The 13,353-nt window shown below is 73.7% G+C and carries 9 protein-coding genes; 6 read left to right on the forward strand and 3 right to left on the reverse strand.

The window, feature by feature from the left end; genetic code table 11:
• Positions 1-23 precede the first annotated feature (23 nt).
• The gene (locus tag ACZ45Q_RS14210; RefSeq protein WP_468259791.1) at positions 24-1,244 is read right to left on the reverse strand and encodes a metallophosphoesterase; all 1,221 of its coding nucleotides are present in this window, start codon (positions 1,242-1,244) and stop codon (positions 24-26) included.
• A gap of 289 nt (positions 1,245-1,533) precedes the next feature.
• Between ACZ45Q_RS14210 and panD the strand changes: the two genes are divergently transcribed.
• The gene (panD, locus tag ACZ45Q_RS14215; RefSeq protein WP_468259794.1) at positions 1,534-1,953 is read left to right on the forward strand and encodes an aspartate 1-decarboxylase; all 420 of its coding nucleotides are present in this window, start codon (positions 1,534-1,536) and stop codon (positions 1,951-1,953) included.
• A 103-nt stretch (positions 1,954-2,056) separates the two neighbouring features.
• Complete coding sequence (locus tag ACZ45Q_RS14220) at positions 2,057-2,401, forward strand: GNAT family N-acetyltransferase (RefSeq protein WP_468259797.1); 345 nt, start codon at positions 2,057-2,059, stop codon at positions 2,399-2,401.
• 741 nt (positions 2,402-3,142) lie between these two features.
• On the opposite strand, the gene gndA is transcribed toward ACZ45Q_RS14220, so the two are convergent.
• Positions 3,143-4,582 carry an NADP-dependent phosphogluconate dehydrogenase gene (gndA, locus tag ACZ45Q_RS14225; RefSeq protein ID WP_468259799.1) on the reverse strand — a complete coding sequence of 480 codons (1,440 nt, stop codon included), beginning with the start codon at positions 4,580-4,582 and terminating at the stop codon, positions 3,143-3,145.
• 447 nt (positions 4,583-5,029) lie between these two features.
• Here gndA and ACZ45Q_RS14230 point away from each other — a divergent pair, with 447 nt between their 5' ends.
• Positions 5,030-6,298: a transglycosylase family protein gene (locus ACZ45Q_RS14230; RefSeq protein ID WP_468259802.1), complete on the forward strand. Its 1,269-nt coding sequence runs from the start codon at positions 5,030-5,032 to the stop codon at positions 6,296-6,298.
• Positions 6,299-6,323: 25 nt separating this feature from the next.
• Here ACZ45Q_RS14230 and ACZ45Q_RS14235 read toward each other — a convergent pair whose 3' ends face one another.
• Positions 6,324-7,556: a DMT family transporter gene (locus ACZ45Q_RS14235; RefSeq protein WP_468259804.1), complete on the reverse strand. Its 1,233-nt coding sequence runs from the start codon at positions 7,554-7,556 to the stop codon at positions 6,324-6,326.
• Between the two features lie 418 nt (positions 7,557-7,974).
• On the opposite strand from ACZ45Q_RS14235, the gene glgA reads away from it, so the two are divergent.
• From glgA to ACZ45Q_RS14250, 3 genes are all read left to right on the forward strand, one after another.
• On the forward strand, positions 7,975-9,147 hold the full coding sequence (gene glgA, locus ACZ45Q_RS14240; RefSeq protein ID WP_468259807.1) for a glycogen synthase: 1,173 nt from the start codon (positions 7,975-7,977) through the stop codon (positions 9,145-9,147).
• Between the two features lie 122 nt (positions 9,148-9,269).
• Complete coding sequence (gene glgC, locus ACZ45Q_RS14245; protein ID WP_468259810.1) at positions 9,270-10,490, forward strand: glucose-1-phosphate adenylyltransferase; 1,221 nt, start codon at positions 9,270-9,272, stop codon at positions 10,488-10,490.
• A gap of 180 nt (positions 10,491-10,670) precedes the next feature.
• A complete protein-coding gene (locus ACZ45Q_RS14250) occupies positions 10,671-13,283 on the forward strand; it encodes a PA14 domain-containing protein (RefSeq protein WP_468259812.1) in 2,613 nt (870 codons plus the stop codon).
• Positions 13,284-13,353 lie beyond the last annotated feature (70 nt).

A 13,353-nucleotide genomic window follows, 5' to 3' on the forward strand; every position in this document is an offset into this window, starting at 1 on the left:
CGGGTGCGTCGGGCCGCCCAGGGTTACGGCGAGCTGGGCAGCTGCGGGGAGCGGAGCACGAGCAGGGTGATCTCGCTGGGGGCGAAGACGCGGAACGGCGGGCCCCAGAAGCCGGTGCCGCGGCTGGTGTAGAGCAGGGTGCGGGTGCCGTGCCGGGTGAGGCCGGCGAGGGCGGGCTGGTCGAGGCGGACCAGGTGGTGGAAGGGCCAGATCTGGCCGCCGTGGGTGTGGCCGGAGAGCTGGAGGTCGACGCCTTCGGCCGCCGCGCGGTCGATGAACTTGGGCTGGTGGGCCAGGAGCAGGACGGGCAGGCCGGGGTCGGCGCCCTTCAGGGCTCCGGCGAGGTGGGCGCGGTGGCCGGTCAGGCCGGAGGACTCGGCGGTGACGTCGTCCACGCCGGCGACCACGAGGGTGTCGCCGCCGCGTTCGAGCAGCAGGTGGCGGTTGCGCAGCGGCTCCCAGCCCAGCTCGTCCATCAGGTCGACCCAGCCCTGGGCCTCGCTGTAGTACTCGTGGTTGCCGGTGACGTAGACCCGGGCATGGGTGGCCCGCACGGTCGCGAGCGGGGCGGCCTGGGCGCGGCGGCGTTCGGCCGTGCCGTCGGCGATGTCGCCGGTGTGGCAGACCAGGTCGGCGTCCAGGGTGTTCACGGTCTCGCACACGCGTGCCGACCAGCCGGCGCGATCGAGCGGCCCGTAGTGGGTGTCGGTGATCAGAACGACCCGCAGGCCGTCCAGCCCGGCGCCCAGACGCGGCAGCGGCACGTCGAGCCGGCGCACGCGCGGCACGCGGCGGGCCTCGGCGTACCCCCAGGCGAGCAGCACGGCGGTGACACCGAGGACGGCCCAGGTGACGATCCGGGCCCGTTCCTGACTCTCGCCGACACCGGCCACGGCCAGGACGAGCCGCAGGAAGACGCCGAGCAGAACGGACCAGGTGAACAGTACCCAGCCGACGCCCAGCAGCGTGTCACCGACGATCGCCGCCCGGTCCCGCTGGCGTCGCCCGTGGCCGCGCGCCATCGCGAGCGGCATACCGACGAGGCCGAGGACGAACAGCACGGTGCCGGCCAGCGCGACGGGCAGCGGCCAGTGCTGTCCCGCGTACAGGAGCACCCAGCACGGCACGGCCCACAGCAGGACGGGGGCGATCAGAGGGACGTAGCGCAACAGGCGGTACAGCCGGCTCGACCGCGGCGCCTGCGCGCCCCCTTCGGCGGGCCGGGTGCTACTGGTCTCGGTCACGCTTCCCTCCCTGACCGGGCTGCCGTCCCGCGCACTGTACCGGCCGACTGCGGGCCGACCGGACGGGCGTTCATGGGGGCGGCCCCTCGCGGCCCCTCGCGGCGCCGACCTGCCGTGTGCCCCCCAGGCTCCTGATAGGCCGTCGGACAGGCCGGCGAGGCGAGGTCCTGCTCACCGGGGCGGAGCGACGTTCCTCACAACCTTCGAGTCGGGCGCGTGCCAGTTGTAGAGTGAAGACCGCCTTTGACCTGCACAAAGCAGGCAGGGAGCCGTCTCTCAGGAGTTCAACATGCTGCGCACCATGTTCAAGTCCAAGATCCACCGCGCCACCGTCACCCAGGCCGACCTGCACTACGTGGGATCGGTGACCATCGACGCCGACCTGCTGGACGCCGCCGACCTGCTGCCCGGTGAGCTCGTGCACATCGTCGACATCACCAACGGCGCCCGGCTGGAGACCTACGTCATCGAGGGCGAGCGCGGGTCCGGGGTGATCGGGATCAACGGCGCCGCCGCGCACCTGGTGCACCCCGGCGACCTGGTGATCGTCATCAGCTACGCTCAGGTCACCGACGCCGAGGCGCGGGCGCTGAAGCCGCGGGTCGTGCACGTGGACCGCGACAACCGCGTCGTCGCCCTGGGCGCCGACCCGTCCGAGCCGGTGCCGGGCTCGGACCAGGAGCGCAGCCCGCAGGCCGTGGCGCGCTGAGCGCAGCCTGTCCCCGGGCGCAGGGGCGGCTGGGCGACCGGGATCGGTGCACGCACCGGTCCCGGAGCAGGGACGGCTGGACGACCGGACGAGGAGCGTGCCCGTGAGCGACATCCGTATCCATGACGACCGGGCGGTCGGCCGGCTGACCGCGGTGGCCGGGGACGAGACCGTCGGCCGCATCGAGTACTTCGTGCTGGAGTCCCCCGGCCAAGCCCTGGTCCCCGTGCACACCGTCGTGGAGCCGGCCCACGAGGGCAAGGGCATCGCCGGTTCGCTGGCCCGCGAGCTGTACGCCGCCGCGCGCCGCGAGGGCGTTCCCGTCGCACCGCTGTGCCCCTACGTCGTCAGGTGGGCCGAACGCCACCCCGACGAGGCCCCGGCGCCCGACCCCGAGCTGCTGCGGGCGGCCAAGGCGTCGCTCGTGGCGCACCCTGGGCGGTTCTGAGCGTCCCGTCGTCCGGCCGGGTGCGGCCCTGGTCGATCCGCCGGGCGGCTTTCCGGTCGTCCACCTGGGCCCGCGTCGTTCATGCGGGCGGGTGAGTGGCCGCGCGGCCGTCGGGTAGGCGGGGGAGTAGTCCAGAGCCGATGTCGACCGACTGGCCGGAGGACACGCGCCATGACGAACCCGCACCCGGGCCCGGCCCCGCAGGGACCCACGCCGGGCTCCGCCCCGCAGGGACCGACGCCGGGCTCCGCTCCGCAGGGACCCACGCCGGGGCCCGAACCCCAGCACCCCGAGCCGCACCCGGTCCCGACCCCGGAGCCGCCTCCCGCCCCCCAGCCGACGCCGCCCCCGGACCCGGGGCCGCAGCCGATGCCGCCCCCGCCCGGGCCCGGCCCCGAGCCGACGCCCCCGCCTCCGGGCCCCGGACCGCACCCGGCCCCGCCGCCCCCGCACCCGGGGCCGCCGGAGCCGTCTCCGTCCCCGATCCCGCCGGGCCCCGAGCCGGTGCCGAACCCGGAACCGGGGCCACCCCTCAGCTGAGGCACAGGCGACACGTCGACCCACCCTCGTCCGTTACCCGCGCTCGTCCGGGCGCCGCGCCGGGACCGCGTCCGAGCCCCGCATCCGGGCCCCGCGTCCGGCGTCCCGCTTCCCGCGTCCGCCGTCCGTCGGCTGAACCTGCCGGCCCCCAGCCACCCTGGCCGGCCAGGGCCGGCCCCGGCCGGCCCTGGACACCGCTCCCTACGCCGTCACCTCCGACCGGTCCCCGCCCCACAGCGTGTGGAACGACCCCTCCCGGTCCGTCCGCCGGTAGGTGTGCGCACCGAAGTAGTCGCGCTGCCCCTGCGTCAGCGCGGCCGGCAGCCGGTCGGCGCGCAGGGCGTCGTAGTAGGCGAGCGCGGCGGCGAAGCCGGGAGTGGGTACGCCCTGGCGGGTCGCCGCGACCAGCACCTCCCGCCAGTCGTCCTGCGCGGCGGCGATCTCCTGCGCGAAGGTCTCGTCGGCCAGCAGGCTCGGCAGGTCCGGCCGCGCGTCGTACGCGGCCCGGATGCGGTCCAGGAAGGCGGCCCGGATGATGCAGCCGCCGCGCCAGATCGCGGACACCGCGCCCAGGTCGATGTCCCAGCCGTACTCCTCGCTGCCCGCCGCGATCTCGTGGAAGCCCTGTGTGTACGACACGATCTTCGACGCGTACAGCGCCTGCTCGACCCGGTCCGCGAACGCGCCGGCCTCCGCCTCGCCCAGGGGCGACGCCTTCGGCCCGGCCAGTGCGCGGGAGGCCTCCCGCAGCACCGCGTGCCCCGACAGCGACCGCGCGAAGACCGCCTCGGCGATGCCGGACACCGGCACCCCGAGGTCCAGCGCGATCTGCACCGTCCAGCGCCCCGTGCCCTTCTGCTCCGCCCGGTCCTGCACCACGTCCACGAACGGACGGCCCGTCGCCGCGTCCACGTGCGACAGCACCTCGGCAGTGATCTCGATGAGGTAGGAGTCCAGCCGGCCCGTGTTCCAGGTGCGGAAGATCTCCGCGATCCGGGCGGGGGAGTACCCGGCGACATCGCGCAGCAGCTGGTAGGCCTCACCGATCAGCTGCATGTCGGCGTACTCGATGCCGTTGTGCACCATCTTCACGAAGTGGCCGGCGCCGTCCGGGCCGACATGGGTCACGCAGGGCGCGCCGTCGGCCGCCTTGGCGGCGATCCTCTCCAGCATCGGCCCGAGCGACTCGTACGACTCCGGTGACCCGCCCGGCATGATGCTCGGGCCGTGCAGAGCCCCCTCCTCGCCGCCGGAGATGCCCGTGCCGACGAAGTGGATGCCCCGCTGCCGCAGCTCACGCTCCCGGCGCCGGGTGTCCGCGAAGTGCGCGTTGCCGCCGTCGATGATCATGTCCCCGGGCTCCAGCAGCGGCGCGAACTCCTCGATCACCGCATCGGTCGGCTCCCCCGCCTTCACCATGACGACCAGCCGCCGCGGTCGCTCCAGTGCCGCCACGAACTCCTTCGCCGTCCCGGCCGCGACGAAGTCGCCCTCGTCGCCGAACTCCTCCACCAGCGCGTGGGTGCGCGACGCCGTCCGGTTGTGCACCGCGACCGTGAAGCCGTTGCGGGCGAAGTTCCGGGCGAGATTGCGGCCCATGACCGCGAGTCCCGTGACGCCGATCTGCGCTGTGTTGCTCATGGGGTTCGCTCCTCGTGACCTGGGTGACCTGGACGGACTGGGATGACCTGGACGAACTGGGGTGGCCTGGACCGCCGCGGGCGGCCCAGGTGGACGGGGGCGGCCCCGGATGGCCGGGTGGTGCCGGTCGTGCTCGCCAGTATTGCCCGTGCGCACTGCCCTGCCCCTCCGTACTGCCCGTCGACCATCGTGACCTGCCGGTGCGCCGACCGCACGTCGCCGCCGGCCCGCCGCGGTTCTCCCACCGACGGACTCCAGTACGCACGGAAGGGGCCGGTCGCCTCAGCGTGCGCCGGCGCGCACGGGGCACGGGCCCGCGCCCCGTGGCCCAAGGGGCCGTCCGCCGTCGGCCACTTGGCGCCCCCAAGCGGCCGATTGCCGTCTTGTCGTGGCTCGTTCGCAGCGCTTACTTTTGCCCCTCCTGACGCATTGTCGAGGGGGACGTTCATGGCCGTACGCGGCCGGCACCGCCGGTACCAGCCGAACAGGATCAACCGCGCCTCGCTCACCGTCACCGCGAGCGGTGCCGGGATGGCGCTTCCGCTCATCGGGACCGGCACCGCCCACGCGGCCGACGCCGAGACCTGGGACCGCGTCGCCGAGTGCGAGTCCACCAACGACTGGGACATCAACACCGGCAACGGCTACTACGGCGGCCTTCAGTTCAGCCAGTCCACCTGGGAGGCCTTCGGCGGAACCCGGTACGCGCCGCGCGCGGATCTCGCGACCCGGGACCAGCAGATCGCCGTCGCCGAGAAGGTGCTCGACGGGCAGGGGCCCCGCGCCTGGCCGGTGTGTTCGGTGCGGGCCGGACTGACCCGGGACGGCGGCACCCCCGACATCCGGCCGTCCGGCACCTCGACGGCCGGCGAGGAGAAGGCGCGGGAGGGGGAGGCCCGCGGGGACGGTACCCGGGACAAGGGGGACAAGAAAGAGCAGCGGGAGCAGCGCGTCGCCGACGTCCGCCCCCAGACCACACCCCAGTCCCGTGCCGGCCAGGCCCGGATGTACACGGTCGTCACCGGCGACACGCTGTCCGGCATCGCGGACGACCAGCGGGTCGACGGCGGCTGGCAGCGTCTCTACGCCGCCAACCGCTCCGCCATCGGAGCCGACCCCGATCTGATCCTGCCGGGTCAGCGGCTGCGGGTGGACGGCGGTGGGGCTGCGCCCGGCAAGTCCGCCGCCAAGCCCGAATCCGCCGCCAAGCCCAAGGCGAAGGCGAAGACCAAGTCCGAGGCCAGATCCAAGGCGAATGCCGAGGCCAAGGCCGAGAACCGGACGCAGGCCCGGGCGCGGGAGACCAGCCGTTCCGCCCGCGTCGCCCCCGTCGACGCCTCCACCGGCACGCCGTACCGGCAGGCGGGCTCCGCCTGGTCGAAGGGCTACCACACCGGCGTCGACTTCCCCGTGCCCACCGGCACGTCCGTCAAGTCGGTCGCGCCGGGCAGCGTGGTCAGCGCCGGCTGGGCGGGATCGTACGGGTACCAGGTGGTGATCCGGCACACCGACGGCCGCTACAGCCAGTACGCCCACCTGTCGGCCATCTCCGTGAAGGACGGGCAGAGCGTGACCGCCGGGCAGCGCATCGGGCGCTCGGGGTCCACCGGCAACAGCACGGGCCCGCATCTGCACTTCGAGGTGCGGACGGGGCCCGGTTTCGGCACGGACATCGACCCGGTGGCCTACCTGCGCGCCGGAGGCGTCGGGATCTGAACCGCCGTGCGCGGCACGGCCGGCGTCAGGATCTGACCCGCACCCGGCGCGGATCGAGCAGCGGCAGCGGCACGTACGGACCGCCGTAGAACGGCCCGTACGAGATCGGGGGCACGGTCGCCGGCGCCTCGGCCCCGGGCATCCGCGCCGGCAGCACGTCCGGCACGAGCAGGGCCGGTCCGCCGGGCTCCGCGACATCGGCGTCCGCGTCGATGTCGGCATCGGCGTCGGCGTCGGCGTGGAGCACAGCCGTCGGACCCGGCACCGCCTCCGCGTCCGGCCCCGCGCCCCGCTGCCCGGGCACGCCGTCGGCGAGCCCGGAACCGGACAGCACGCTCCCGGCCAGCACGGCCTCGACCGGCACCCGGGAGGCGTACGCCGCCGAGGCCCGCGCCGCCGCGGACGGCGTCACCGCGGCGTCCCGCTCCGTCCGGGCGATCCGCTCCGTCGTCAGCAGGATCAGCCCGCCCGCGGCCACCGCACCGCAGCTGAGAGCGAGCACCGCACCCGTCGTGCCGTAGCGGAAGGTTTCGCCGAACATCGTGATGCCGACCGCCGCCGCCACCACCGGGTTCACCACCGTCAGCGTGGCCAGCGGCGCGGCGAGACCCGCGTCCCGGTACGCGGCCTGCGACAGCAGCATGCCGGCCGTGGCCAGCACCCCGATGACGGCCAGGGACGGCAGATCCGCTCCGGTCACCCCGCCGGTCCAGTCGACCGCGACGGTCTTGGTGAACACCGAGGACATGCCGAAGGCGACGCCGGACGCCGTCGCGAGCAGCATGCTGCGCACCGCCGTGTGCCGGTGCGCGGCACGGGCCGCGACCATCAGGGCCACCAGCGCGGCGGCGGTCACACCGGCCACCGCCGTGCGCTCGGCCGCGTCCAGCGACTGTGTGCCGGAGGCGCCGACCAGGGACAGCAGACCGGCCAGGCCGACCGTCGCCATGACCGCGCCCCGCCAGGCCGTCGCCCCGGCCCGGCGACCGACGAACAGCGCCGCCATGGGCAGCGCGACGACGATGGTCAGCGCGCCCAGCGGCTGCACCACGCTGAGCGGGCCGTAGGCGAGCGCGACCACGTGCAGCAGTCCGCCGAGTCCGTTCAGTGCCACGGCCGCCCACCAGCCCGGCCGGCGCAGCGGCGCGTAGGGTTGGTCCGGGGCGGAGACCGCGACGCGCTCCTGGACGATCGCCCCGCCCGCGTAGGCGACGGCCGAGACCAGCGACAGGAGCACGGACAACGCGAGGGCGCTCATCGGCGTCTCCCCTGCGTGAGGCGGGGGCTGAGCGCGGTCTGCCCGGCCCGGCGCGGCGAACGGTCGGCTTCCATGAACAACACCTTGCCGTGCCGTGCTCTTCCCGTCGTCGTCCCAGAGCATTCTTTGGGTCCTACTGCCGATGGAGTACGACGAGGCCCCGGTCATCCCCAGGGTGGGCGGAACGGCGCGGACACCCCTGAGGCCCTCCCCGCGGCCCCCTAAGGTGTGCCCGCCTCCGACGGGCCCCGCTGCCGCTGCACGCGACGGCCACCGGCTCCTGCCCCCCATGTGTCCCCGGCTCCTGCCCCCCCCGCGTGTCCCCGCTGCCGCCGCGATGCCTCCCGCCGCGCTCTTCCCCCGGCGCCCCGCCTGAGTGACCATGAAGGGACCAGCCGCCGAACACGGGAGGTTCCGGGTGCGAGTGGGACTGCTGACCCGGGAGTACCCGCCGGACGTGTACGGCGGCGCGGGCGTCCACGTGGAGTTCCTCGCCCGGGAACTCGCCGCCCTCGTCGACCTGGACGTGCACTGCTGGGGCGAGGCGAGCACGGCGGAGAAGGGCGCCGGTGTGCTGCGCCACCGTCCCTGGCCCGTCCTCGACGGTGCCAACGACGCGCTGCGCACCTTCTCGGTGGACCTGGCGATGGCCGCCGCCCTCCGGGACCGCGACCTGGTCCACTCGCACACCTGGTACGCCAACCTCGGCGGTCACCTCGCGAGCCTCCTGCACGGTGTGCCGCACGTGGTCACCGCCCACTCCCTGGAGCCGCTGCGCCCCTGGAAGGCCGAGCAGCTCGGCGGCGGGTACGCGCTCTCCGGCTGGGCCGAACGCACCGCGTTCGAGGCCGCCGACGCGGTGATCGCCGTCTCCGCCGCCATGCGCGAGGACATCCTCGCCTGCTACCCGGCACTGGAGAAAGACCGGGTGCACGTCGTGCACAACGGCATCGACACCACCCTCTACCGCCCCGACCACGGCACCGAGGCCCTGGAGCGGACCGGCCTGGACCGCTCCCGCCCGTACGTGCTGTTCGTCGGCCGCATCACCCGCCAGAAGGGCGTGCCCCACCTGCTGCGCGCCGTGCGCGGCATCGACCCCGGGGTGCAGGTCGTGCTGTGCGCGGGGGCGCCCGACACCCCCGAGATCGACCGCGAGTTCCGCGAGCTGTACCAGGAGCTGAGCCGGGCCCGCGCGGGGGTGCACTGGATTCCGCAGATGCTGCCGCGCGCGGAGGTGATCCAGCTGCTCACCCACGCCGCCGTCTTCGTCTGCCCCTCGGTCTACGAGCCCCTCGGCATCGTCAACCTGGAGGCGATGGCCTGCGGCACACCGGTCGTGGCCTCCCGCGTGGGCGGCATCCCCGAGGTCGTGGCGGACGGGGAGACGGGGGTACTCGTCGACGCGGACGACGACTTCGAGGCGGGGCTCGCCCGGGCGCTCGACGCGGTCGTGGGCGATCCGGAGGCCGCCCGGCGGATGGGTGAGGCGGGCCGGGAGCGCGCGGTGGGCGAGTTCGGCTGGGAGGCGGTGGCCCGCCACACGGTCCGGCTGTACGAGAACGTCCTCGAACGGGCGCGACGGGCCTAGCGCGACGAGAGCGGCGCGCAGTCAGCGGCGCGGAGACCGGCGCGACGGGCTCGGCGCGACAGGCGTAGGCGGAACGGCCCACGGGCAGGCAACGGGCCACAGCGAGGGTGAGGGGAGCGGCCATGCGGCGTGGAGGTCCTTCGGTACTCGGCATCGTCCTGGCGGGCGGCGAGGGCAAGCGCCTGATGCCGCTCACGGCGGACCGCGCGAAACCCGCGGTCACCTTCGGCGGGACGTACCGGCTCGTCGACTTCGTCCTGTCCAACCTGGTCAACGGCGACATCCTGCGCATCTGCGTGCTCACGCAGTACAAGTCGCACTCGCTGGACCGGCACATCACCACCACCTGGCGGATGTCCAGCCTGCTCGGCAACTACGTCACCCCGGTGCCGGCGCAGCAGCGCCTCGGCCCCCGCTGGTACCTGGGCAGCGCCGACGCCATCCTCCAGTCCCTGAACCTGGTGCACGACGAACAGCCCGAGTACGTCGCGGTCTTCGGCGCCGACCACGTCTACCGCATGGACCCGCGCCAGATGCTCGCCCAGCACATCGAGTCCGGCGCGGGCGTGACCGTCGCCGGCATCCGGGTGCCGCGCGCCGAGTCGTCGTCCTTCGGCGTGATCACGCCGGGCTCCGACGGCCGGACGGTCGAGCGGTTCCTGGAGAAGCCCGCCGACCCGCCCGGGCTGCCCGACGACCCCGAGTGCGTGTTCGCCTCGATGGGCAACTACCTCTTCACCACCAAGGCCCTGATCGAGGCCCTGCACCGGGACGCCGAGGACGAGAACTCCGTGCACGACATGGGCGGCTCGATCCTGCCCCAGCTCACCGCCCGGGGCGAGGCCGCGCTGTACGACTTCAGTGACAACCACGTTCCCGGCGAGACCAGCAGGGACCAGGGCTACTGGCGGGACGTCGGCACGCTCGACGCCTACTACGAGGCCCACATGGACCTGATCGCCGAGCGGCCCGCCTTCAACCTGTACAACCGCGACTGGCCGATCTACACCCACTCCGGCCAGCTCTCGCCGGCCCGGTTCAACGCCGGCGGCATCGCCAGCGAGTCGATCATCAGCGCGGGGTGCCTGATCCGGGGCCAGGTGACGCGGTCGGTGCTGTCGCCGGGCGTCGTGGTGGACCCGGGCGCGGTGGTGCAGGGCTCGGTGCTCCACGACAACGTGCACATCGGGCGGGGCGCGGTGGTGCGCGGCGCCGTGCTGGACAAGAACATCGAGGTGCCGCCGGGGGCGACGATCGGCGTCAACCCCGAACGGGACGCCGAGTTGTACACGGTCTCGGGGGGCGGGGTGATCGCCCTCGGGAAGGGCCGGCGGGTGCCGTAGCGACCGGCGGTGGCGGAGGGCGTGGCCGTCGGCCCCGGGGTTCGGGAGGACCCCGGGGCCGTTGTCATGTCCCTGGACGAGATGGGGAATCCATGCTGTCATGCCACTGCTGTTACATCGATGTATGACATCGATGTCCCTGAGCCATCGGCCACCACCCCGTCCACGAGGAGAGGGTCAGTGCGCACCAAACGACTCAGAGACCGACTCGCCCTGCTGTTCGCCGCGGCGCTCGGCGTCACGGGACTCACCACCGTCCCGGCCGCGCAGGCGGCGGACGACGCCCCCGCCGAGGTCCACGGCCTGAAGGGCGAGTACTACACGCACTCCGCCCCCGGCGCCTTCGACTTCCACGAACTGAAGGCCACCGGATTCGACCGGCAGCTCGACTTCGACAACCTGGAGCCGCGCCTGGACTTCGCCACCGGTCGGTCCGACGACGTCAGCGTCCGCTGGACCGGCAAGCTCGTCCCCGAGAAGACCGGGCCCCACACCTTCTCGATCATCGGCGACAACGGCTTCCGCCTCTGGATCGACGGCGAACCGGTGATCGACCACTGGGTCGACGACTGGGACCGGGAGCAGACCGGGGCGCCGGTCGAGCTGACGGCCGGGCAGGCCTACGACTTCAAGCTGGAGTACTTCGAGCACTACGGCGGCTCCAACCTGCACGTCCGCTGGACCCCGCCCGGCGGCGCCAAGGAGCCCGTCCCGCAGTCGGCGTTCCGCCTGCCCGACGACTTCGACTACGACGGGGCCACAGGGGCCACCGTCCTCGCCACCGGCCGCACCCTCAAGCTGGACTTCCCGCACCGCCTCGCCGCACCCCCCGCCGGCCTCGCCGACCACCTCGAAGCGGTGATCGGCGGCGCCGCCTGGCCCCTGGGCGAGGCGAGGCTCGACCCGGCCGACCCCCGCTCCCTCCTCGTCGCCCTCGGTGAACCCGTCGTCGGCGACAAGTCCGGCACCGCCCCCGGCACCGCCGACATCCGCTACGACGGCGACGGCGGCCTGTCCACCGCCGACGGCAACGTTGTCAGCGCCTTCTGGACCAGCGGCGCCAACCACTCCACGTACGAGCTGCGCACCCGCTGGGCCGACGAGGTCGGACCCGGCAACGCCCTCCCGGAGTACCCGCGTCCGCAGCTGACCCGCGACGAGTGGCGCAACCTCAACGGCCGCTGGCAGTTCGCCGCCGCGGAGGCCGGCGAGCAGCCGCCGTTCGGCCGGACGCTCAAGGAGCGGATCCTCGTCCCGTACCCGGTGGAGTCCCAGCTCTCCGGCATCCAGCGGCACGAGGACCGCATGTGGTACCGCCGCACCTTCACCGTCCCCGACGACTGGCGGATCGGCTCCGGCAAGCGGCTGCGGCTCAACTTCGGCGCCGTCGACTGGCGGAGCGAGGTGTACGTCAACGGGCACCGGGTCGCCGCGCACCAGGGCGGCTACGACAAGTTCAGCGCCGACATCACCGAGGCGCTGAAGCCCGGCCGCACCCAGGAGCTGATCGTCGGCGTGTACGACCCGACCGACGCGGTCGGCGGCGAGAACCCGCCGCTGGGCAAGCAGCGCCTGGACCCGAGCGGCATCTGGTACACGCCCAGCTCCGGCATCTGGCAGACCGTCTGGATGGAGCCCGTCGCCCGCGACCACGTCGACTCACTGAAGCTCACCCCCGACGTCGACGCCGGCACCCTCACCGTCGAGCCCGAGGGCGTGCGCGACGGCGTACGGGTCACGGCGACGGCGTACGAGGGACGCCGCAAGGTCGCCACGGCGAGCGGGCGCACCGGCGAGCCGCTCACCCTGCGGATCCACGAGCCGCGCCTGTGGTCGCCGGACGACCCGTTCCTCTACGACCTGGACGTCCGGGTCGGCGCCGACCGGGTGGAGAGCTACTTCGGGATGCGCTCGGTGGCCGTCGAGAAGGTGGACGGCGTGCCGCGCACGATGCTCAACGGCGAGCCCGTCTTCCTCATGGCCACCCTCGACCAGGGCTTCTGGCCGGACGGCCTGCACACCGCGCCCACCGACGAGGCGCTGGCGTACGACCTGAAGCTGCACAAGAAGCTCGGCTTCAACTCCGTGCGCAAGCACATCAAGGTCGAACCCGACCGCTGGTTCTACTGGGCGGACAGGCTCGGCCTGCTCGTCTGGCAGGACATGCCCGCGATGACGGCCGGGGTGAACCCGGACGCCGAGGCGCGTGCCCAGTACGAACGCGAGATGAAGGAGATGATCGACGAGCACATCAGCAGCCCGTCGGTGATCATGTGGGTCACCTTCAACGAGGGCTGGGGCCAGTACGACATCGGCCGGGTCGCCGACCAGGCCAAGCGCTGGGACCCGACCCGTCTGGTCAACAACCAGTCCGGCCTCAACCTCGGGGCCGACGGGCACGCCGGCGACATCATGGACGAGCACGGCTACCCCAGCCCCGCCCTGCCGCCCCGCCCGGACGGCGAACGCGCCCTGGTCAGCGGCGAGTACGGCGGCCTGGGCCTCGCCGTGCCCGGCCACGCCTGGTCGGTGCAGCAGTCGTACGTGGACGTCGACCCGGCCACGTACACCGACGACTACCTGGCCAAGCTCGACGAGGTGCGCGCCCTGGTCTGCCGGGGGAGCAACGGCGCCGTCTACACGCAGATCTCGGACGTCGAGGGCGAGCTGAACGGGCTGACGACCTACGACCGCGAGGTCCTCAAGCCCGACGTCCAGCGGATGCGGGCCGCGCACGAGGCGCTCGTCCGGGACGCCTCGCAGCCCGTCCCGGCCGGCTGCCCGGCCGGCTGAGCACCCCTGCGTCCGGCGGGCCCCTGCCCGCCGGACGCACGGTCGGAGGGCGCCCGTCCGGGTGGGGATG

It is taken from the genome of Streptomyces sp. NPDC031049, assembly GCF_055571015.1.

Excerpts from the sequence above, each read along its gene's own strand:
- panD (WP_468259794.1), top strand. The coding sequence starts at position 1,534 with ATGCTGCGCACCATGTTCAAGTCCAAGATCCACCGCGCCACCGTCACC.
- gndA (WP_468259799.1), bottom strand. The coding sequence starts at position 4,582 with ATGAGCAACACAGCGCAGATCGGCGTCACGGGACTCGCGGTCATGGGC.
- ACZ45Q_RS14230 (WP_468259802.1), top strand. The coding sequence starts at position 5,030 with ATGGCCGTACGCGGCCGGCACCGCCGGTACCAGCCGAACAGGATCAAC.
- ACZ45Q_RS14235 (WP_468259804.1), bottom strand. The coding sequence starts at position 7,556 with ATGAGCGCCCTCGCGTTGTCCGTGCTCCTGTCGCTGGTCTCGGCCGTC.
- glgC (WP_468259810.1), top strand. The coding sequence starts at position 9,270 with ATGCGGCGTGGAGGTCCTTCGGTACTCGGCATCGTCCTGGCGGGCGGC.